20 protein-coding genes, 7 tRNA genes and 1 riboswitch are annotated in these 20154 nt (G+C 41.7%); of the genes, 12 read left to right on the forward strand and 15 right to left on the reverse strand.

All coding sequences use genetic code 11. The annotated features are described in order from the left end of the window. Nucleotides 1-26 precede the first annotated feature (26 nt). The 8 genes from MN086_RS08185 to MN086_RS08220 all read left to right on the forward strand — a co-directional run bounded on the left by MN086_RS08185 (nucleotide 27) and on the right by MN086_RS08220 (nucleotide 1290). Nucleotides 27-509: a CinA family protein gene (locus tag MN086_RS08185; RefSeq protein WP_248575529.1), complete on the forward strand. Its 483-nt coding sequence runs from the start codon at nucleotides 27-29 to the stop codon at nucleotides 507-509. Nucleotides 510-597: 88 nt separating this feature from the next. Next, nucleotides 598-673 (forward strand) — tRNA-Lys (locus MN086_RS08190). Nucleotides 674-691: 18 nt separating this feature from the next. Beyond that, nucleotides 692-768, forward strand: a tRNA-Asp gene (locus MN086_RS08195). Between the two features lie 11 nt (nucleotides 769-779). Beyond that, nucleotides 780-855 (forward strand) — tRNA-Lys (locus tag MN086_RS08200). A gap of 15 nt (nucleotides 856-870) precedes the next feature. Beyond that, nucleotides 871-946, forward strand: a tRNA-Val gene (locus MN086_RS08205). Nucleotides 947-977: 31 nt separating this feature from the next. Continuing rightward, nucleotides 978-1053, forward strand: a tRNA-Glu gene (locus MN086_RS08210). Between the two features lie 27 nt (nucleotides 1054-1080). Next, nucleotides 1081-1156: transfer RNA gene (locus tag MN086_RS08215), tRNA-Val, on the forward strand. Nucleotides 1157-1213: 57 nt separating this feature from the next. After that, nucleotides 1214-1290: transfer RNA gene (locus tag MN086_RS08220), tRNA-Asp, on the forward strand. Between the two features lie 274 nt (nucleotides 1291-1564). Here MN086_RS08220 and hisD read toward each other — a convergent pair. The 6 genes from hisD to MN086_RS08250 all read right to left on the reverse strand — a co-directional run bounded on the left by hisD (nucleotide 1565) and on the right by MN086_RS08250 (nucleotide 6923). Next, nucleotides 1565-2857, reverse strand: coding sequence for a histidinol dehydrogenase (gene hisD, locus MN086_RS08225; RefSeq protein WP_248575530.1), 1293 nt, complete (start codon nucleotides 2855-2857; stop codon nucleotides 1565-1567). Beyond that, the gene (locus MN086_RS08230) at nucleotides 2854-3738 is read right to left on the reverse strand and encodes a 1-aminocyclopropane-1-carboxylate deaminase/D-cysteine desulfhydrase (protein ID WP_248575531.1); all 885 of its coding nucleotides are present in this window, start codon (nucleotides 3736-3738) and stop codon (nucleotides 2854-2856) included. Before MN086_RS08230 ends, hisD begins: the two co-directional genes overlap by 4 nt. A 42-nt stretch (nucleotides 3739-3780) precedes the next feature. Next, nucleotides 3781-4854 carry a class II fructose-bisphosphate aldolase gene (gene fbaA / locus MN086_RS08235; protein ID WP_248575532.1) on the reverse strand — a complete coding sequence of 358 codons (1074 nt, stop codon included), beginning with the start codon at nucleotides 4852-4854 and terminating at the stop codon, nucleotides 3781-3783. A gap of 22 nt (nucleotides 4855-4876) precedes the next feature. Beyond that, complete coding sequence (locus MN086_RS08240; protein ID WP_248575533.1) at nucleotides 4877-5362, reverse strand: hypothetical protein; 486 nt, start codon at nucleotides 5360-5362, stop codon at nucleotides 4877-4879. A gap of 78 nt (nucleotides 5363-5440) precedes the next feature. Continuing rightward, nucleotides 5441-6046: a hypothetical protein gene (locus tag MN086_RS08245; RefSeq protein WP_248575534.1), complete on the reverse strand. Its 606-nt coding sequence runs from the start codon at nucleotides 6044-6046 to the stop codon at nucleotides 5441-5443. Between the two features lie 31 nt (nucleotides 6047-6077). Then, nucleotides 6078-6923, reverse strand: a complete 846-nt coding sequence (locus MN086_RS08250) for a peptidylprolyl isomerase (RefSeq protein WP_248575535.1) — start codon at nucleotides 6921-6923, stop codon at nucleotides 6078-6080. A gap of 115 nt (nucleotides 6924-7038) precedes the next feature. On the opposite strand from MN086_RS08250, the gene nth reads away from it, so the two are divergent. Then, complete coding sequence (gene nth, locus MN086_RS08255) at nucleotides 7039-7689, forward strand: endonuclease III (protein ID WP_248575536.1); 651 nt, start codon at nucleotides 7039-7041, stop codon at nucleotides 7687-7689. Between the two features lie 22 nt (nucleotides 7690-7711). On the opposite strand, the gene MN086_RS08260 is transcribed toward nth, so the two are convergent. Then, entirely contained in the window at nucleotides 7712-8998 is a 1287-nt protein-coding gene (locus tag MN086_RS08260) for a M20/M25/M40 family metallo-hydrolase (RefSeq protein ID WP_248575537.1), read from the reverse strand. A 54-nt stretch (nucleotides 8999-9052) separates the two neighbouring features. On the opposite strand from MN086_RS08260, the gene MN086_RS08265 reads away from it, so the two are divergent. After that, entirely contained in the window at nucleotides 9053-9235 is a 183-nt protein-coding gene (locus tag MN086_RS08265; protein ID WP_248575538.1) for a CPXCG motif-containing cysteine-rich protein, read from the forward strand. Here MN086_RS08265 and MN086_RS08270 read toward each other — a convergent pair. After that, nucleotides 9232-9450 carry a DUF1653 domain-containing protein gene (locus tag MN086_RS08270; RefSeq protein ID WP_248575539.1) on the reverse strand — a complete coding sequence of 73 codons (219 nt, stop codon included), beginning with the start codon at nucleotides 9448-9450 and terminating at the stop codon, nucleotides 9232-9234. The genes MN086_RS08265 and MN086_RS08270 overlap by 4 nt on opposite strands. 104 nt (nucleotides 9451-9554) lie before the next feature. Between MN086_RS08270 and MN086_RS08275 the strand changes: the two genes are divergently transcribed. Beyond that, entirely contained in the window at nucleotides 9555-10139 is a 585-nt protein-coding gene (locus tag MN086_RS08275) for a cytochrome b/b6 domain-containing protein (protein WP_248575540.1), read from the forward strand. A 79-nt stretch (nucleotides 10140-10218) separates the two neighbouring features. Here the strand turns inward: MN086_RS08275 and metH are convergent, their stop codons facing one another. Further along, entirely contained in the window at nucleotides 10219-13725 is a 3507-nt protein-coding gene (gene metH, locus MN086_RS08280) for a methionine synthase (protein ID WP_248575541.1), read from the reverse strand. Nucleotides 13726-13839: 114 nt separating this feature from the next. Continuing rightward, a riboswitch (cyclic di-GMP riboswitch) is annotated at nucleotides 13840-13915 on the forward strand. A 78-nt stretch (nucleotides 13916-13993) separates the two neighbouring features. On the opposite strand from metH, the gene MN086_RS08285 reads away from it, so the two are divergent. After that, nucleotides 13994-14446 carry a PAS domain-containing protein gene (locus tag MN086_RS08285; RefSeq protein ID WP_248575542.1) on the forward strand — a complete coding sequence of 151 codons (453 nt, stop codon included), beginning with the start codon at nucleotides 13994-13996 and terminating at the stop codon, nucleotides 14444-14446. Nucleotides 14447-14486: 40 nt separating this feature from the next. Here MN086_RS08285 and MN086_RS08290 read toward each other — a convergent pair whose 3' ends face one another. The 6 genes from MN086_RS08290 to ilvA form a co-directional block, all read right to left on the reverse strand. Then, nucleotides 14487-14717: a hypothetical protein gene (locus MN086_RS08290; RefSeq protein ID WP_248575543.1), complete on the reverse strand. Its 231-nt coding sequence runs from the start codon at nucleotides 14715-14717 to the stop codon at nucleotides 14487-14489. A 50-nt stretch (nucleotides 14718-14767) separates the two neighbouring features. Continuing rightward, the gene (lpxD, locus tag MN086_RS08295; RefSeq protein WP_248575544.1) at nucleotides 14768-15727 is read right to left on the reverse strand and encodes a UDP-3-O-(3-hydroxymyristoyl)glucosamine N-acyltransferase; all 960 of its coding nucleotides are present in this window, start codon (nucleotides 15725-15727) and stop codon (nucleotides 14768-14770) included. 69 nt (nucleotides 15728-15796) lie between these two features. Beyond that, nucleotides 15797-16276 (reverse strand): acetolactate synthase small subunit, encoded by a 480-nt coding sequence (gene ilvN / locus MN086_RS08300; protein WP_248575545.1) that lies wholly within the window; start codon nucleotides 16274-16276, stop codon nucleotides 15797-15799. Further along, nucleotides 16276-17970, reverse strand: coding sequence for an acetolactate synthase large subunit (locus tag MN086_RS08305; protein WP_248575546.1), 1695 nt, complete (start codon nucleotides 17968-17970; stop codon nucleotides 16276-16278). Before MN086_RS08305 ends, ilvN begins: the two co-directional genes overlap by 1 nt. 52 nt (nucleotides 17971-18022) lie before the next feature. Beyond that, complete coding sequence (locus tag MN086_RS08310; protein WP_248575547.1) at nucleotides 18023-18931, reverse strand: phosphatase; 909 nt, start codon at nucleotides 18929-18931, stop codon at nucleotides 18023-18025. Continuing rightward, a complete protein-coding gene (ilvA, locus tag MN086_RS08315) occupies nucleotides 18931-20142 on the reverse strand; it encodes a threonine ammonia-lyase (protein WP_248575548.1) in 1212 nt (403 codons plus the stop codon). The genes MN086_RS08310 and ilvA overlap by 1 nt, the downstream gene beginning before the upstream one ends. Nucleotides 20143-20154: the final 12 nt, after the last annotated feature.

Genomic DNA, 20154 nt, shown 5'->3' on the forward strand with positions numbered 1-20154 from the left:
GAAGCTACTTTTGATACAATTATCTTATGAAAAATATAAAAGAACTCACAGAAAAAATCATTCAAAAATTGACGAAAGAGGGACAAACGATCTCTTTTGCAGAAAGTTGTACGGGTGGTCGTATCGTTGCAGCCTTTACTTCCATATCAGGTGCCTCTGAGGTACTGCATGGCTCTTGCATCACCTACTCGAACGATATCAAACATCTCTGGCTGGGTGTAAGCAAAGAGGTACTTGAAAACTTCGGTGCAGTCAGCGAACAGTGTGTATCACAGATGTTGGACGGTATACAAAAGATGGCAAGTTCTGACTATGCCATAGCTGTTTCCGGTATAGCAGGTCCTACCGGCGGTACAGAGTTCAAACCTGTGGGAACCGTATATATAGGGTTGAAAACACCTTTTTCTAAAGAGGTTTTTCATTGCAATTTCAAAGGTTCAAGAGATGAAGTTCAGGAACAATCTACCCTCTTTGCTATCGAGAAATTGGCTGAAGTATTGGAAATTTAAAAACATTTCCCATAATTCTCTTGACAATCAAAGGTTTCTGAGCTATAATTCCGTCCACTTATTCAAAAAATGAGTGCAAAAAACGTGTGACCTTTTAGCTCAGTTGGTAGAGCAACTCCCTTTTAAGGAGTGGGCCCATGGTTCGAATCCATGAAGGGTCACCACTATTATTTTTTATAGGTGCGGTGGTAGTTCAGTTGGTTAGAATACCTGCCTGTCACGCAGGGGGTCGCGAGTTCGAGTCTCGTCCACCGCGCCATAATATTTTATGACCTTTTAGCTCAGTTGGTAGAGCAACTCCCTTTTAAGGAGTGGGCCCATGGTTCGAATCCATGAAGGGTCACCACTATATATAATGTTTGGTCGCTTAGCTCAGTTGGTAGAGCGCTACCCTTACAAGGTAGATGTCACAAGTTCGAGTCTTGTAGCGACCACCATTTTTGACAATTTATGTTTATGGTTCTTGATGACCCTTTCATCTAGTGGCCAAGGATATTACGTTTTCAACGTAAAAACAGAGGTTCAAATCCTTTAGGGGTCGCCAATCTTTTCCAAATAAACATTAAAATATGGTCGCTTAGCTCAGTTGGTAGAGCGCTACCCTTACAAGGTAGATGTCACAAGTTCGAGTCTTGTAGCGACCACCATGTACATTTAAGTAAATTAATGTACAATTCTTTTCAACCATATATATGGTCTTAGGTGCGGTGGTAGTTCAGTTGGTTAGAATACCTGCCTGTCACGCAGGGGGTCGCGAGTTCGAGTCTCGTCCACCGCGCCATTTTCTCAAAAAAATCACTTCAATTTTTATCTCTTCATTCAAAAAATAAAAAAATATTCATTTACAATATTTACGTGTTTAAAAATTCAAAAACAAATGGAAATTTGTGATGGACGACAGTTCTTTGCATTCTCTTTTTTTGGGTTCGTTTTATTCTTTTGTTGCATCAACAAAGAAAAAAAGGAATAAAAAGAAACTTGAATAGTAAAGAAAGTATGTTATAGAATTGAAGCATTCGTTACTATGGAGAACATAGTAACGAAAAAAAAGTAGATTAATCCCTCAGTCTAATACGCACAGACTCCTCATGCGCCGTCAAACCTTCCGTATTTGCGATCATGGCACACGCACCACCGATCTCCTGCATCCCCTCTTTACTCATAGAGATAATAGAAGATTTCTTCAAAAAGTGTTCTACACTTAAAGGTGAATAGAATTTTGCTGTCCCGCCTGTAGGCAGTGTGTGGTTTGGTCCCGCTACATAGTCACCTATCGGTTCTGGTGTATTTTCACCTAGGAAGATCGCACCTGCATGTTTGATCTTGTCCAGTAAAGACATTGGATCATTCGTGATCACTTCCAAGTGCTCAGGAGCGATCTCATTCATCAGTTCGATCGCTTCATCCATATCCTGGGTCACGATAATGGCACCTCTCTCCTCTATAGACTTTCTGGCGATCTCTTCACGTGAAAGCGTGCCTAAAAATTCTTCTACCTTGTCACTGACCCTGTTTGCCAACTCTCCATCGGTTGTAATAAGGATAGAACTTGCCATCTCGTCATGTTCAGCCTGTGAAAGAAGGTCAATGGCAATGTAGTCTTCTCTTGCACTCTCATCTGCCAGGATCCCTATCTCGGACGGACCTGCGATCATATCTATGTTCACTTCACCGTAAACCAGTTTTTTTGCTGTAGCTACGAAGATATTTCCAGGACCGGTAATGACATCCACTTTAGGAATCGTCTCTGTTCCATATGCCATCGCACCGATCGCAGAAGCACCACCCACTTTAAAGACTTTTGTCACTTTACAAAGGTGACAAGCCGCCAGTAGGAGTTCATTGATCTCATCATCCGGTGTAGGTGTACATACCACTATCTCATCCACACCTGCAACTTGTGCAGGTATCACATTCATTAACAGTGAACTTGGATAGGCTGCTTTCCCACCGGGAATGTAAAGCCCAGCTCTATCTACGGCAGTGACTTTTTGTCCCAGGATCGTTCCATTGGCTTCTTTGTCCATCCATGTCTTTGGCATCAGTTTTTGGTGATAACTTTCTATACGGTCATACGCAAGGTGGAGAGCATCACGAAGGTCAGGATCTATAGCTTCATAGGCTTTTTTCATCTCTTCTGTGGACACCAAAAGTGCCTCATCATTTGCAGGTTCCCATCTGTCAAACTTCGCTATCTGACTTTTAACTGCACTGTTCCCTTGGGTTTGTATCTCTTTTAAAAGTCCCGATACAATGCTTGTCACACCCTCTATATCCATTTTACCACGCTGGAGCAATTCATCAAAATTTGCATCAAATGTATCATCACTACTGTAAAATATTTTCACAATATATCCTTATCTATATCTTTATATTTTCGTTCATATCTCGGGAGCATACTCTCATTGCCTAACACACCACCTTGATGGATGTAGAGTGTCGGTATAGAAAAGACCTCAGGATGGGCAAGTAAAACCCTCCATCCGAGGGGATCATAGAGGAGATCAAACTCAACTCCCGTCTGTTGATGTAATTTTAGCCAAATTTTATAGTTTTCTTTATAAAGTTTGGCAAAATGGTGTTTTTTATCCAAACTCAAGGTCACAGGATGTACATTCTCATCCTTTTCTAACGATAAAAACTGTTCTTTGAGATAGTTCTCATCTCCTACACATGCTGTCGTATATACCCTGTTTGAAGGAAGATATTTTTGTAAAAAAAGTGCCGTTGTACCGGTCCCGGAAGGTAGAAATATATTTAACTGTGTTATATCATTCTCTTCTTTCCATGCTACAATTTCTTCAGCCAAGGCTCTTATACCAAACTCTGCTTCTTGTTGCCTTCCACCCTCTTCTATAAAAAGAACACTCTTAGGATAACTTGAAGAAATGCTCTCTTTTTGAATGATCTTCATGCCGTTATCCAGTGCAGCCTTGTAATTACCATGGGGATGTGCTTTCAGATAGTCAGCGATGTGGTCTACTGCATACTCAAACTCCCATCCTTTCATCTTTGCCAAGACAGAGAGTGAATACATCGCATTAGACTGTGCAGAGCCATAAGAGACAAGCTTCCTGACATCAGGAAAATCGTGTTGAAGAAAATAGTAAAATTTTCGTGCTTTGTTACCTGAGAAATCAGAATCTATCAAATCATCCCGTTTCAGATAAAAATGATGTTCGTCAAAAGTGATGGATTGGATCGGAGAGGGGAAATGTAACGTTTTCATTTGTAGATTCTCGGGTTCTACCCGAGAATAAGAAACAATATGTTAGTTTCTATTTAAACAGTTAAGGTCATCAAATGCCCTCTCGAGTCTTGCAACCGTTGACTCTTCTGCAGCACGTAACCATTTTCTTGGATCATAATACTTTTTGTTCGGTTTGTCCTCGCCCTCAGGGTTACCGATCTGCCCCTGCAAGTAGTCATGATACTTGGCAACATAGGTACGTACACCATCCCAGAATGACCACTGTGTATCGGTATCTATGTTCATTTTGATCACACCGTAACTGATCGCTTCTCTGATGTCAGAGAGTTCAGAACCTGAACCACCGTGGAAAACAAAATTCACAGGTTTTTTGGCTGTATTGTACTTCTCTTCGATATAGGATTGAGAGTTATCAAGTATCTTCGGTGTAAGGGTCACATTCCCAGGTTTATACACCCCGTGTACATTTCCAAAAGAAGCAGCAATAGTGAACTTGTCAGAGATCTTTGAAAGTTCTTCATACGCATACGCTACCTCTTCAGGCTGAGTATAGAGCAGTGCATTATCGATATGTGTATTATCAACCCCGTCTTCTTCTCCGCCTGTGACACCGAGTTCTATCTCAAGTGTCATGCCCATCTTAGACATACGCTCCAAATAGACCTTACATGTAGCGATATTCTCTTCTATAGGTTCTTCAGAGAGGTCTATCATATGAGAAGAGAAAAGAGGAACCCCGTGTACCTTGTAATGTGCTTCACTTGCATCCAGCAGTGCATCGATCCAAGGCAGAAGTTTTCTTGCTGCATGGTCTGTATGAAGTACAACAGGTATACCATAGGCTTTTGCCACCGTATGTACGTGCTGTGCACCTGAGATACACCCTAATATCGCTGCCTCGTCTGAAGGCAGTCCTTTACCTGCATAGTATGCACCACCGCCATTTGAAAACTGGACCATGATAGGAGAGTTCACTTTCTTTGCAGCTTCGAGTACAGCATTCACAGAAGAGGTACTTACCACGTTCACAGCAGGTAAAGCAAACCCGTCCTCTTTTGCAATTTTAAATAACTTTTGAAGGTCATCCCCCGTCACTACACCTGCCGGTACTACATCTAGAACTTTTGTAGACATTTACAATTTCCTTTTTATGCAATTATTTTATTTTAATGTTTGCATTTTTCATCAACTGACCCACAACTTTTTCCTGTGCAAGTTGCATCTTAATATTATTTTTCACTACATCAAATGCCGGTATAGTTTGTGTGCTTTTTGCTTCTTTGGCTGCTTTTTTCATCTTGTCATATGCATCTTGTGCTTCTTTATCCGTCACTTCAGTGGATAACATTTTTTTCTGCATCCAGTAACCTGCGAGTGCAGCTTCTTTTTCTTTATCCGTTAAAGATTTGTTTGATTCTGCCACTAACAATTTATCTAAAGCCATTCTTTCAATCAGTTGTTTTTTACCGTCAGCTGGAAGTTTTTCCCACGTCATCTTGCCTTTTGTCAGTGTATTAAGCACACTGTTTGCTTCTTCAACTGTGATTGTCGTACCATTCACTGTACCTGCAGCCGTTGCAGCTACTGCATGATGTGTTGTGAATGCCAACGCGAGACCTAATATAACAAGAGTTTTTTTCATTCTCTATTTCCTTTTGTATTTGTATAATGTTGTGTGTATTCTACCTAATATTTACCAATTACTCATTAATAAACGTGCTTACAATACTTCTATCTTTGCATCTTTTACAAGTTTATCGACCAGGGTCTTCTCAATGATCTGGATTTTCAGTTTATCCTTGATCGTTTCAAATGATGGGATATTTTGGGTAGCATTGTTCTCTTCGGCTTGCTGTTTCAACTGATTATATACGGTCAACGCCTCTTCATCCGTGACGTTGATCTTACGTCCTTCTTTTTGCATCCATGCACGTGTATAGACTGACTGTTTCTCTTTTTCAGTCAACTCTTTTTGTGCAGCATCCAGTACTATGATAGGAAGTACCAGCTCTTGAATAAGACGTGGACGTTGCTCTGGCGGCAAGTGATCAAAATTAGTCACTTTCCCCTGTGTACGCTGTTCAAGATAACTGTCCGCCTCTTTTTTGATGATCTTATGTCCATTGACCGTAGCGATCACTGCTTTAGAAGATCTTGTTTTTGGCTGTTTAGGTTTTGCATCTAGGTTGATACTACCCAGGTCCACCACTCCTGATGTCTCTTTTGTGTTTAACATATCTGTTAAACTGTTTTTTAAATCATCTGCAGATATTGAAGTTATCATTAAGACAGACGATACCCCCAACATCATAAAAATTTTTGTCATACTCTTTTCCCTATTTTAATGGCTAAAATTACTATTTGGTTGTATTTGCTTCTTCTGTCATATCAACAATAGTAGCTTTACTTTTAAGTTCTTTTGCGACCTCTTTAATTTTAACAGTAAACTGCTGTTGCTTTAGTAAAGCAATGATATTATCTTTCACTTTCTCATAAGGCGCCGGTTTTGCTTCCGTTTTTGTTTCAAGGTAGATCACGTGGTAACCAAACTTTGTTTTCACAGGCTTTGTCGTTATTTTACCATTCTCAAGTGCCCACACTGCTTCTGAAAACTCTGGAACCATCTGTCCTTTACTGAATGTACCAAGATCCCCACCATTTGGTCCGGAAGGTCCTGTAGATTTAGATTTAGCCAATTCGATGAACTTGGTTTTGAGCGCCTCGCCTTTCAGTGGCTTTAGCGTATCAATGATATCTTGTGCATCTTTTTCATTTTCAAGTAAAATGTGTCTTGCACGCATAGAAGCTTTTTCCATGAACTTTTCACTGTTTTTATCATAAAATGCTTTTGCTTCACTCTCACTTACAATAGCATTATCCAACTGTTCTTTCATCCACATGTTTACTAAAAGTTCATCTTTGATCTTTTCCATGTTTCTTTTAAATTCAGGTTTTTTGTCTATACCCTCTTGTGCTGCAAGCTCTGTAAAAAGGACTTTTTCTACCAGTCTATCTGTAACCATTTTTTTCTCAGCAGGTGGAAGTTCCATGAAGTTTGCCTGAGGTGCAGAGGCAGATACAAATGCTTGTGCATCCTGCTTCGTGATATTTTTGCCATTGACTGTTATAAGTATGTCTGACGCCACTACTGATGTTGCCATGACAGCCACAGCAAGAAGTGAAGTTTTTGCGAGTTTTAACATTTCGAATTATCCTTAATTACTTAAATTTACCCAAGAAGTATATACCTCTTGGGTAAATCATTTATTAATGTGCTACTATTCTAATTACTATTTTATTAGAAGAAGGCAAAGAAGTATGGCAAAAGTCAAAAAAGCAACCAAAAAAGAGATAGAAGAGATAAAAAGTATCTTTCTTGAACACTATCCTGATTCTGTCACAGAATTAGAGTATCGTAATCTCTATGAACTGCTCATTGCGGTCATGCTTTCTGCGCAGTGTACAGATAAACGTGTGAATATCATTACCCCTGCTCTTTTTAAAGCCTATCCGGACCCGGTATCTCTTGCCAATGCTGATCTGGATGAAGTCAAATCCTACATCAATACCTGTTCATTTTTCAACAACAAAGCCAAAAACCTCATCAAAATGGCACAGAGTGTGGTAGAGAACTATGGGAATGAAGTCCCGCTGGAGCGTGATGAACTGGTCAAACTTGCAGGCGTAGGCCAAAAAACAGCCAATGTTGTCATGATAGAGTATACCGGAGCCAATCTCATGGCTGTAGATACCCATGTATACAGGGTCGCACACCGTTTAGGACTCTCGGATGCCAAAACCGCTGTCAAATGTGAAGAGGAGTTAAGCAAGAAGTTCAAAACAGACCTACACCTGCTCCATCAGGCGATGGTGCTCTTTGGACGCTACAGATGTAAAGCGGTCAAACCCGAATGTGAAGGGTGCTTTATGGAGGCCCATTGTAAAACAAAACAAACCTTTAAAGTATAGGTTATCTTAAGACTTGTTCAATCTATTTCTGTGCTTCATTGACCGATCTTATGATCAGTTTCACTACCTCAAACGTACGCTCTACGGATTCCAGATCCACCATCTCTCTGGTAGAATGAGGATAACGGATCGTTGGACCAATGGAAGCAAACTTCATGTCAGGATATTTCTCTGCGATGACACCACACTCAAGTCCTGCATGTATCGCCATCATCTTTGTTTTACCGAACACCGATTGCATCTCTTGACTCACAAGATTGGTAAAATCACTGATATCCGGTTTCCACGCAGGGTATTTATCTTCAAGTTTTACGTTAAAACCGTAAGCATTAAAGAACGCCAATGTTTCTTTTGAAATATCTTCCAGCTTCACCGCATCCATGGCACGTGCGCTGGTTTCCACAAGAAGCCCACCCTTCTCATCTGCAGTGATAATAGCCAAGTTGATACTGACGTCAGGAATCCCCATTTCTTCATTTTGGGCATGTACGCCATGCTTGAATCGATGTATCATCTCTATGGTTTTATTGCCCTCACGCAAAACTTTCGGCCTCTCAGTCAGTTCACGTACCTTCACCAACTCTGTGTTTTCTAGCTTCGATTCACTGCATACTATGGCCACTGCATTGGCTGGAATAGAATTTCGACGTTCTCCTGCATAGATACTTGCCAACTGAGTGATCTGCTGTTCATACAAATACTCACCCAGTACTTTAATCGCAGAAGGAATGCCCTTATCGATATCTACACCTGAGTGTCCACCGACCAGTCCTTTGACTGCCACTTCATAACACGTCCCATTTCCATCAACATAACTGTCTTGTTTTGAGGCTGTAATATCGACACCACCTGCACACCCTATATAGACCTCTGCTTCATCTTCACTGTCCAGGTTTAACATATAGGGACTCTGAAGATCAAAGGAGACTTGATTTGCACCTATCAGTCCCACCTCTTCATCAGACGTAAACAGGAACTCCAACTCTTTACCTTCATCCATCAGCTGCATCATCATTGCAATGGCCATACCGTTATCTGCACCTAATGAAGCATCTTTGGCTTTCATCCATCCATCCTCCACGTAGGTTTCTAAGATAGGAGCCTTACCCATGCAGACCATGTCATAGTGTGCTTGAAGACAGAGTGTCGGTCTGCCTTTTGATAGGTAAATATTTTTAGCATCATCTACTTCAACCTCATACCCTCTCTCTTTAGCGAATGTAACTAAAAATTCCAATAACTTATCTGCTATCTTACTGCAGTGGGGGATCTGTGTAAGGGTTTGAAAGTGTTCGATGATCGATGACATATATACTCTTTTTTCCAAATTATAGTACAATCATATAAAAAACAGGGAGCATTCATGGAGCATTTCTTTACCTGCCCCTACTGCTGGGAACGTATCTCTATGATACTCGACTATTCCGAAGAGCAAAGCGATTATATAGAGGATTGTGAAGTATGCTGTCGTCCCATAGAACTCCGTTTTAGGTTTTCCGGGGAAAATTTAGTGAGTTTTGAGGCGAGAAGAATGGAAGGGATCTAATCCTCATCCTCTAGTTTTTCAAAGCGGGGTATAAAGAGTCCCTCTACTTCAACTTTTTCCACAAACATCTCATACGGACGCACCCACATCCCCTGATCCCCATACAAAGCCTTATAGACTACCATCCACTCCTCGGTCTCTGAGTGTTGTGCTGTCATAAAGACCTCATAAAGGTTCCCTTTATAATGTTTATAAATCCCTTTTTCCAGTTGCATCTTCAACATCCTTCTTTTTAATTATTTAAATATGGTTTATAGCATTTTCCATAAAGATACTATAATATACTTATAATTATAGATTTTACTCAAAAGGATAGAAAGTGAAAAAATGGCGTTTGGATTTTAGAGTGTGGCACTGGATACATGCGACTGTTATTTTAGGGCTGTTAGGTACAGTATTTTTACGAAAAACCTTTTTAAGTTGGAGAGCGAACTCTGAGCTCATTACACAAAAACTTTCAGAGATCAACATTGAAGTCACGTCTGATCAGGCGAAAGGACTCGCCACAGCCATCCGTGCGCCCATGTGGGAGTGGCATATCCTCTTAGGGTATGCGTTCGCTATTTTAGTTCTATGGAGACTCCTACTCTTTTTTACCCAAAGCGGAAAAACCAACTACCAAAACTTCAAAGAAAAGACACTCCACAAAAAAATCGTAGCACTGAGTTATATCGTTCTCTATGCTGTCCTTCTATTTATGGCAGTTTCAGGATTGGCCATTCACTTTCATGAAGCACTTTCCCTTACAAAAGATACGGCCCATGACATCAAAGAGATACACGAACTTGTTTACAATGCCGTATTGATCTTTGTTCCCTTGCATATCATCGGGGTCATTCTTGCTGAGAACAGAGATGAAAAAGGGATCATTTCAAATATGATCCATGGAGGAAGTCAAACTTGATCTACTGGATCGATGGGAACTGAACCCATAAGAGAGAAAGCCCTCCTATAGATCTTTGGAACAAATGAAAATGTAAAATCTATAACGAATAATAGGTCGCACTTTTATGGTGTACCACCAGTGCCGTAGTACTCTGTTCCGGAACGATCTGGAATGTTTCAGAGAGTTCTATACCAAACTCTTCAGGCTTTAACATATCAAACAACTCTCTACTCTGTTCAAGGTCAGGACATGCCGGGTAACCGAACGAATATCTCGCACCCTGGTAACGGTTCATCCGTACATCACGCAACGTATTACCTTCATCTTCCGAAGCGATATTGAGATCCAAGCGTATCTGTTTATGTACCACTTCAGCCAGTGCTTCAGCCAGTTCAACAGAGAGCCCGTGTACCATGTTATACTCCAGATATTTACCTGCATCATAAAGCTCTTTCTCATATGCAGAGAACTTTGCTCCGGCACTGACACAGGTAAGAGCTATCACATCGTGTCTATCATGTCTGTAGAAGTCAGAAAGTGCCCGGTGGGGTTTTCTACTTTGTCTAGGAAAAGAGAATTTGGTAACTGCCCTGCCGATGACCTGGTTTAAAGGTTCACGGTTGGCATTGGCATCGACATTCCACCCTTCACTCTCATCAAACAGGTACAACTCCTGATCATCACTCCTACAAGGATAATATCCGTAGATGATCGTCGGTTCAAACAGCTCTTTTTCGATAAACTCTTTTTTCAAACGTTCAAAAGCAGGATAGACCGTCTCATCCATGAGCTTTTGATACGCCTCTTTGTCCATACCTTTACTCTTATAACCCCAGTGCATTTTAAAGACAGAACGTGTATTGATCCACTCGTAGATCATAGAGAGATCCAAATCTTCTTTTTGAAGGACTCTTCTTCCCCAGAATGGCGGTGTTGGTATCTCCACTTTCTCAGGCATCTCTATCTCTTCAAAAGGTGGTATAATCACCTCTTTTTTTACTTTCTCCTGGCGTTCTTCCATATCTCCGGCAAGTCGCGTGTCCAGTCCTACACTTGGGTCTTCATTGAACTTCTCTATACGGCTCATAGCGATCACCCCGTCAAAGGCATCACGACAGTAGAATATAGGCCCTTTATAGATTGGACGGCAGAAGTCATCAACAAAAGAGCGTGTGAGCGCTGCGCCTCCCAAAAGTACCGGTATCTCCATACCCATCTCGGCCATCGTTTCAAGATTCTCTTTCATCACCGCTGTAGACTTTACTAAAAGACCACTCATCCCTATAGCCTGTATCGGTTGTTTTTCTAGAACATCCAGATACTCTTGAAGTTCGGTTTTGATCCCTACATTAATCACCTTGAAGCCATTATTTGAAAGGATAATGTCTACAAGGTTTTTACCCACATCATGTACATCCCCTTTGACCGTACCGATGACCAGTGTGGTATCTGTCTCTTTTTCCTGTTTGGTCAGGTGGGGATTGAGGTAATCTACTGTAGCTTTCATCGTTTCAGCTGACTGAAGAACAAAAGGAAGCTGCATCTGTCCCGAACCAAAGAGTTCACCCACCACTTTCATCGCATCGATAAGGATCTCATTAACGATCATATCCGGGTGTATCTCATGACGAGCCTCTTCCACAAGTGGGAGCATCCGTTCTTTGTCACCGTCCATAAGCAGTTTTTTGATCTTCTCTTCACTGCTCATCGCCTCATAAGCCTCATCGGCACCCTCATCCTCCACCACAGCATCTGCAAAATGGTCAATAAATTTAAAGAGTGAGTGCTCATCTGGGGTAAAGAGCAGCTCTTCACATACTGCAATATCTTCTGGTGTCATTTTAGCCAGTGGTATAATGTGCTTTACATTGATGATCACAGAGGTCATACCTGCCTGTACACAGTGATGTAAGAAGACTGAATTGAGGTAGAATCTTGCATGCTTTTCCAAACCGAATGAGATATTTGAAAGTCCAAGCGTAGAACCTACTTCAGGGTAGATCTCATGTATCTCTTTAATGGCTTCATAGGCATTCTTTCCTGCAAACCTGTCTTCCTCTTCACCTGTCCCCACAGTAAAGGCCAACATATCGAACATGATATTTTGAGGTTTCAGTCCATGTGTGTTCACAGCAAGGTCATACATGCGTTTTGCCACTGCTACTTTCTTCTCTTTGGTTCTTGCCATCCCCTCTTCATCGATCACAAGACAGACAAGCACAGCCCCATACTTTTTGGCCAACTTACAATAGGTTGCAAAGTTCTCTTCTCCATCTTCGAGGTTCGTAGAGTTGATGATAGGCTTTCCACCGATACACTTAAGTCCCTCTTCGATGGTATTGGGTCGTGTTGCATCCGGCATCAAAGGAAGCGGAATCTTCTGATTATAAAGCTCCATGACCGCTCTCATATCCTTGGCCCCATCACGCCCTGCAAACTCTACGTTGACGTCGAGCATATGTGCTCCATCTCGTACCTGTGCTTGACCTACCGTCAGTGTACCTTCATAGTCACTGGCCAATATAAGTTCTCTAAATGCCTTTGAACCCGTCGCATTAGAACGCTCTCCTATCAACAATGGCGCAGGTTCTTGAAAAAGCTCAACAGTGTTGAACAAAGATGCAACACTTGGTTTGATACTACCTGTTGGTGTTTTAGGAACTATCACTTCAACTGCTTTTTTGAGTGCTTGTATATGCTGTGGTGTTGTTCCGCAACATCCACCTAAAAAGCTTACGCCATCATACCCTGTGAACTCCAATTGTTTTTCAGTAAATTCATCCGGTCCCATAGGATAGTAGGTATACCCGCCACGGTTCTGTGGCAACCCTGCATTCGCATGCACGGAGATAGGTATATTACAAAGTTCAGAGAGTGTCTTGAGGTGTTTTTTGACTTGGTCCGGTCCCGTACCGCAGTTAAATCCTAAAGAGAGAATATCAAACGGCTCCAAAATAGTAACGATAGTTTCTGCATTGGTCCCTATAAGCATCGTACCGCTGAGCTCAATGGTCACTGAAACCATGATCGGAAGCTTGCTGCCACGCTCCTCATTTGCATCCTGACAAGCATGTAGTGCTGCTTTGATCTGTAGAGGATCTTGACAGGTCTCTAAAAGAAAAACATCACATCCGCCATCGATAAGCCCAAGTGCGACAAGTTTATATCCTGCATACATCTCGTCATAGTGAATATGCCCCAGAGAAGGAAGCTTTGTCCCAGGCCCTATAGAACCTAAGACAAACTTTGGTGACTCCTGTGTGCCATATGCCTTACAGACCTCTTTGACAATTTCAGCACCTTTTTTAGAAAGTTCATAGGCGCGTTCACCCATCTGATACTCATCAAGTACCCAGGGCATCGTACCAAATGTGTTCGTCTTAAGCAGATCAGCCCCTGCCATAGCATAACGCTTATGAATACGTTCTATAAGTTCTGGTGCAGTGTGGTTCAGCAGTTCATTACATCCTTCCTGATCCACACCTTTATCATCGATCCATGCTTCTGATGGAACTTTAAGATCTTGTATCTGAGTACCCATTGCACCATCGATGACGAGTATACGCTCTTGTAAAAGTGATTTGATTGTTTCTGTAATAGACAAAAAACGCCCCTTTATCATAATTCTGTAATTGTAGCAAAGTATGAAGAAAATATGATTAATCTTTATCATAAGGTAGTGCATTATGTCCATATAAGCTTTAGATAGATACCATATTAATGTAAAAGCTAAACTCATTGTAAAGTGAGGACAGAAAGTTATGGGTCTCAATGCAGATCGCCAAACTGCCAGATATGTTTGCTCTGCATTTGTACTCCATTTTGTCCTATAATACTTTTAATGCAACTTATCTATTGTCCTTGGAGAAATAATGGGAAAAACAATTAAAAACACTATTACAGGTAAAGAGATCACAAAGCCGGATCCTGTAGATATAGAAGTGCCATTTGATGGTGGTGTGATGATCACGGAGACTGACCCGGCAGGTATCATCACCTATGCCAACCGTAAATTTCGTGATCTTACCGGTTATACGAAAGAAGAACTCATCGGCTCACCACACAGTATAAACAGACATCCAGATATGCCAAAAGCTGCCTTCAAAGAGTTATGGGAGACAATAAAAGGTGGAAACTACTGGGAAGGTTTTGTCAGAAATATGACAAGTGAAGGGAAATATTACAATGTTGTTGTATGGATAAAACCCAAGTTGGATGATGATGGCAATATCATCGGATATATTGCAGGAAGAAAGATCCCTGATAAAGACCTCATGCAAAGAGCTTTCGACAAATACAAGGTCATGAAGCATGATGAAGTGTAGTTAATGGGGTCATCCCATTAACCAGAAAGTATCTACAATACTATAATGCCTTTTTTGCCTCTTGCAATGCTTCGATCACTGCATCGATATTTGCTTTAGGAATATGCACTTTCCAATCCGGTTCTTCAGCACCTGCCTGCAGTGAAATACCGATACTTGCTACACTTTCACTCTTTGGTCCATATGGTTCTTCTACTGTCGTAACCGTAATCTTCCCGTCTTTTGTACCGCTCAAAGTCATTTCATCTATTTTTGTGACTGTTCCGCTCATATATACTCCTTTAAAATTTTTATATCAATGAGTATATTACAATGACTTAACTATTTTTTACCTTTGAGCAAACCCATCATTTTTGCCTGCAGACGCAACCACATTTTATGATCAATAGCAGGGAAACCAGCATAGGTTTTACCGCCTTCAAGAGATTTCGTGACACCACCTTTCCCTGCAATAGTTGCAAAGGCACCCACTTCCAAATGTCCTGCAGTGGCACTTTGTCCGCCCATGACCACATTTCTGCCTAAAGTGGTAGAACCTGCTAGACCCACCTGTGCTGCACAAAGGGTATGTTCTCCTACATCACAGTTATGTGCAATCTGTATAAGGTTATCTAGTTTGGTACCTTTGCGTATATAGGTAGTGCCAAATACGGCTCTGTCTATGGCACAATTCGCACCGATCTCTACCCTATCTTCTACAAGGACATTGCCATTCTGATAGATCTTCACATGTTCTCCGAGCTTTGTATGTGCAAAGCCGTACCCATCACAACCGATCACGGTACCGCTATGAATCATACACTCAGCACCGATTTTTGTATGATGATACAAGGTCACATTAGGATGCAATACTGTTCCGGAACCAACAGTCACATTGTCTCCGAGATAACAACCCGGTAAAATGGTCACGTGGTCTCCAAGTGTCACATTCTTACCAAAAGAGACGCTCTTGTCTATATCACATCCCTCACCTACAGTAGGCTCTGATGTCCCATTTTCAAGTTTATGTGCAAAGAACTTAGAGGCCAGTGCCAGTTTAAGATAGGCTTCATCAGTGATCAGTGCAATGGTTCCGGAAGGCAGCAGTTTGGCATGCTTTTCATCAATCAATACTGCAGCAGCCTTGGTATCTGCCAATTGTGAAGCATATTTGCTGTCTGTAAAAAAACTGAGTTGTGTGGAAGTAGCTTCACTTAAGGTATGTATCCCTTCTATAGTGATATCTTCACCATGAAAATCTACACCGATATCTTCTGATATTTGAGAAAGCGGGTAAGTCATAAAGTGGTCCTTTTAACTTAAAGTAGGGGTCACCCTCCTTAGAGAAGAGTGACAGAAGTAAAATAATTCTTATCTTTCTATCGCTACAACACCGCCACGTACAATCTCATAAGGATTGTAACGTTGTGCTGCTTCTATAAAATGCTGTATACGTATAGGTTCATCTGCTACCATTGCAATGATCATCTCTTTACCCACATTTGCGATACCACCATTATATGCTGCACATAATGCGCCAATATCGCTTAAGTGCTCTGTAATAGGGAACTTCACCAATACCATCTCTTTTTCAACCATCTCTTCATGCTCGATCACCTTATAGACAGGTATGAGCTTATGTAGTTGCTTGGTGATCTGCTCCATGACTTTAGGAGAACCGTTCGTTTCAATCGTAATATGTGACATTTCACTATCAGGGATAGGTGCCACAGTGAGTGATGCGATGTTATACCCACGTGCTGCAAAAAGTGCCGTTACACGTGCAAGAACAGAACTCTCATTCAATACGATAACAGAAATAACACGTCTTTCATTCATAGAATTTTCCATTATTTCTCTCCTTTTTGCGGTAACATCATATTAAAGAGTGCTCCACCTGCTGGTACCATTGGAAGTACGTTTTCATAACGGTTCACGGCAACATTCATGAAACATACTTTATCTTGCGCTATCGCATCTTTGATCGCTGCATCAAACTCTTCTTTGGTGGTAACATCATACCCTATTCCGCCACATGCCTCAGCCAAGGCTTTCCAATTTGGTTGGAATGTCAAGTCTGTTTCAGAGTAGCGTTTTTCATAGAAGAATGTCTGCCACTGTCTAACCATCCCCAGGAAATGGTTATTGAGTATAAGATTGATGACCGGTATTTTATACTCAGCTGCCGTCACCAATTCTTGCATATTCATCAGGATCGAACCGTCACCTGTGACATTAATCACCGTTTTATCAGGGAAGGCTCTTTTAGCACCCAATGCTGCAGGGAAACCAAAGCCCATCGTTCCCAGTCCGCCGGAATTGATCCACTGGCGCGGTCTGTCAAACGGATAATGCTGTGCTGCCCACATTTGGTGTTGTCCGACATCTGAAGTAATGATGGCATTTTCACCTACCAGTTCACCGATACGCTCTATGGCCCATTGCGGTTTGATAACCTCATCTGAATCGACATAGGATTGAGGGTGAAGCTCATCATAACGCTTCAATATCTCTCTCCATGCCTGGAATCTGTCCGTATCGATACCATCAAGAAGCGGTAACATCGCCTCAAGAACTTCGGTTACATCACCTACGATAGGATAGTCAACATCAACCAGTTTACCGATATTCGCTGCATCAATATCTACATGAATAATGTCTGCATATTTGGCAAATTCGGAAAGTTTACCTGTCACCCTGTCATCAAACCTTGCACCCAGAGAGATAACCAGGTCTGTCTCAGACATCGCCATGTTAGATGCATAGTTTCCATGCATTCCCAACATACCAAGAAGCAGTGGGTTCTTTGCTCCCATCACACCTCTTGCCATCAATGTTTCAACCGTAGGGATCTGTGTTTTTTCAGCCAATTTACGTACAAGGTCACTTGCATTTGAAAGTACAGCTCCACCCCCGATATAAAGCAGAGGTTTCTTAGCATTTTTTATCGCTTCAACTGCTTTCTCTATCTGTTTTTTGTTTCCTTTGTATGTTGGTTTATACGTAGGGATATCTACAGAATCAGGATAAACAAACTCACCGATATCCACAGTGATATCTTTAGGAATATCGATAAGTACCGGTCCCGGTCGTCCAGAACGCGCGATGTAAAATGCTTCTTTCAACAAACGAGGAAGTTCTTCCAGTGAACGTACCAGAAAGTTATGTTTTGTACATGGTCTGGATATACCTACTGCATCTATCTCTTGAAATCCGTCTGTACCGATAAGCGACAAAGGCACCTGTCCTGAGATAACGACCATAGGAATGGAATCCATATAGGCAGTTGCAAGTCCGGTGACCGCGTTTGTAAATCCTGGTCCACTTGTCACCATCGCAACACCCACTTCACCTGTAGCTCTTGCATAACCATCTGCTGCGTGAACAGCTGCCTGTTCGTGACGGTTCAAGATATGCTCAAACCCTTCTTGTTTGTAAATTTCATCATAAACGTGCATGATCGCCCCGCCGGGGTAACCGAATACGGTCTTAACACCCTCAGCGATGATCGCTTCACACACCATTTGTGCACCACTCATTTGCATGGTCTACACTCCATTTAAATTTTTTTTGATTATATCTAAAAAAGATTAGAGTTTAATGGGCCTGATGCCCGCAAGCTTCTATCGCTACACCCTCACGTAAGCCATCATCTATCACAATACCACTTTCAAATCCCAATAATCTGAAAAGTTGTTTATAGATAAGTATACCTGCAGCGATAAGATCGGAACGTCCCGTACCTACAGCGATCTCTCTCTGTTCAAATGGCATAGAGAGTAATTTTTTCAAGTAAAGGTCCAACTCATCTATCTCAAGGGATGTACCGTTTATCTTTGATGCGTCATAGGTTTCATAGTTTTGTCCGAGTTTCATGGCCGCTACGGTCGTAGGTGTCCCGGCTGTGGCTACGAAAGTATTGATTTTACCTTTACTATCATAAAGGTGCTCACAAAATCGTTGCATCTCTGCCATCTCTTTGGGAAGGGCTTTCTCTATCTTTTCCAACGTTTCATAGGTTTGTGCAATGGTCACGATCCCTAAAGGAAAACTTTTGGAGATCGTTTCATCTCCATAATGAAAGATAAGTTCAGTAGAACCTCCACCTATATCAATAAGCACAAAACTCTCCGAAATAACTTGCAATGCGGAGAGTCTGTGCTTTACCGCGAGTAAAGTGAGCCTTGCTTCTTCTTCACCGGATATGATATCAAAATGCACACCTGTCTCTTTTTGGATCTGAGCAAGTACCTCATCCGAGTTCACTGCTCTGCGCACAGCTTCGGTTGTGACAGCCCTGACTACAGAAGAGGAGAAATCGATCTGTTGTTGTGCTTCCAGTATGGCTGAGATGACCCTCTTTACAGCATCGTTATTGATCACCCCATACTGTACCAGACCGTCTGCCGTCTTCACGATCTTTTCAAATTCAGCTGTCTGTGTACCTGTACTACATTCATACTCCAATACCCGTAAGGTATTTGAACCTAGATCTATCGCTATCATCAATGCTCTTCTTTAAAAGAAAATCCACCCTCTTTGAGTTGTTCTCTTATCTGTTCCTGATGCTCCACCCCTTTGGTTTCCAAGGAGACAGAGACATTTGCATCACCGAATTCCAGGTCTATAGATGTTCTGTCGTAGCCTATCTGTACAATATTTGCACCTATTCTTGTAAGTATCTCGGTCAATGCCTGTAAAGCTCCCGGTTTGTCTACGAGCGTAACAAGCAGTTTCATCTTACGTGCAGACTTCATTAATCCTTTTTCAATGATCAAAGAAAGCATTGTCACATCTATGTTTCCACCACTCAATACTATCGCTACTTTTGAACCTTTAGGTAAGTCTATCTTTCCATGTAAAAGTGCGGCGACACCTACGGCACCTGCTCCCTCTACCAATACTTTTTGTTTTTCCAGTAAAAAGAGTATGGCAGCAGCGATCTCATCTTCACACACTGTACTAAAAACATCCACATTCTTTAAGATATACTCTAAAGTGACCGGTGAAGTATCTCTTACGGCAATACCATCGGCGATCGTCCTTACAGAAGTCGTATCGATCGCTGTTTTTGCATCGTAAGACTGTTTCATTGCAGGTGCTCCTGCTGCAGAGATACCGATGATCTTGCACTGAGGTTTCAGTGCTTTGCTTGCCACAGACATACCAGAGATAAGCCCTCCCCCGCCTACAGGGACAACAAGTGCATCAAGATCAGCTAGATCTTCAAACATTTCAAGGGTTACCGTACCTTGACCTGACATCACTTCATCATCTTCAAAAGGGTGTACAAATGTATAGTTGTTCTCTTCCCCAAATTTCACAGCATACCCATAGGCTTCATCATAGTTAGAGCCGTGAAGTATCACATTGGCACCAAACTCTTTCACCCCCATCACTTTGGTAAGCGGTGTGGATTCCGGCATGACAATGGTGGCTTCGATACCAAAATATTTTGCTGAAAAAGCCACACCTTGTGCATGGTTACCAGCAGAAGAAGCAACAACGCCACCTCTGTCACCCGCTTCTATCAAAGAAGCGATCTTATTAAAAGCACCTCTAAGTTTAAAGGCACCGGTACGTTGAAGATTCTCTTTTTTAAGGTACACCTCATAGCCACTCATTTGGCTTAAAATAGGGGCGTAAGAGAAGGGTGTACGGTGTACAACATCCGATACTCTTTCATAGGCTTTTTGGATACTTTTTAAGTCTAACATTATCTTTCCTAG

The organism is Sulfurovum sp. XGS-02, from assembly GCF_023213175.1.
Taxonomy (GTDB): domain Bacteria; phylum Campylobacterota; class Campylobacteria; order Campylobacterales; family Sulfurovaceae; genus Sulfurovum.

Bases quoted from the DNA above. Each gene is read 5' to 3' on its own strand.
- MN086_RS08185 (WP_248575529.1), top strand. From the start codon at position 27: ATGAAAAATATAAAAGAACTCACAGAAAAAATCATTCAAAAATTGACG.
- MN086_RS08230 (WP_248575531.1), bottom strand. From the start codon at position 3,738: ATGAAAACGTTACATTTCCCCTCTCCGATCCAATCCATCACTTTTGAC.
- fbaA (WP_248575532.1), bottom strand. From the start codon at position 4,854: ATGTCTACAAAAGTTCTAGATGTAGTACCGGCAGGTGTAGTGACGGGG.
- MN086_RS08240 (WP_248575533.1), bottom strand. From the start codon at position 5,362: ATGAAAAAAACTCTTGTTATATTAGGTCTCGCGTTGGCATTCACAACA.
- MN086_RS08245 (WP_248575534.1), bottom strand. From the start codon at position 6,046: ATGACAAAAATTTTTATGATGTTGGGGGTATCGTCTGTCTTAATGATA.
- MN086_RS08250 (WP_248575535.1), bottom strand. From the start codon at position 6,923: ATGTTAAAACTCGCAAAAACTTCACTTCTTGCTGTGGCTGTCATGGCA.
- nth (WP_248575536.1), top strand. From the start codon at position 7,039: ATGGCAAAAGTCAAAAAAGCAACCAAAAAAGAGATAGAAGAGATAAAA.
- MN086_RS08260 (WP_248575537.1), bottom strand. From the start codon at position 8,998: ATGTCATCGATCATCGAACACTTTCAAACCCTTACACAGATCCCCCAC.
- MN086_RS08265 (WP_248575538.1), top strand. From the start codon at position 9,053: ATGGAGCATTTCTTTACCTGCCCCTACTGCTGGGAACGTATCTCTATG.
- MN086_RS08270 (WP_248575539.1), bottom strand. From the start codon at position 9,450: ATGCAACTGGAAAAAGGGATTTATAAACATTATAAAGGGAACCTTTAT.
- MN086_RS08285 (WP_248575542.1), top strand. From the start codon at position 13,994: ATGGGAAAAACAATTAAAAACACTATTACAGGTAAAGAGATCACAAAG.
- MN086_RS08290 (WP_248575543.1), bottom strand. From the start codon at position 14,717: ATGAGCGGAACAGTCACAAAAATAGATGAAATGACTTTGAGCGGTACA.
- lpxD (WP_248575544.1), bottom strand. From the start codon at position 15,727: ATGACTTACCCGCTTTCTCAAATATCAGAAGATATCGGTGTAGATTTT.
- ilvN (WP_248575545.1), bottom strand. From the start codon at position 16,276: ATGGAAAATTCTATGAATGAAAGACGTGTTATTTCTGTTATCGTATTG.
- MN086_RS08305 (WP_248575546.1), bottom strand. From the start codon at position 17,970: ATGCAAATGAGTGGTGCACAAATGGTGTGTGAAGCGATCATCGCTGAG.
- MN086_RS08310 (WP_248575547.1), bottom strand. From the start codon at position 18,931: ATGATAGCGATAGATCTAGGTTCAAATACCTTACGGGTATTGGAGTAT.
- ilvA (WP_248575548.1), bottom strand. From the start codon at position 20,142: ATGTTAGACTTAAAAAGTATCCAAAAAGCCTATGAAAGAGTATCGGAT.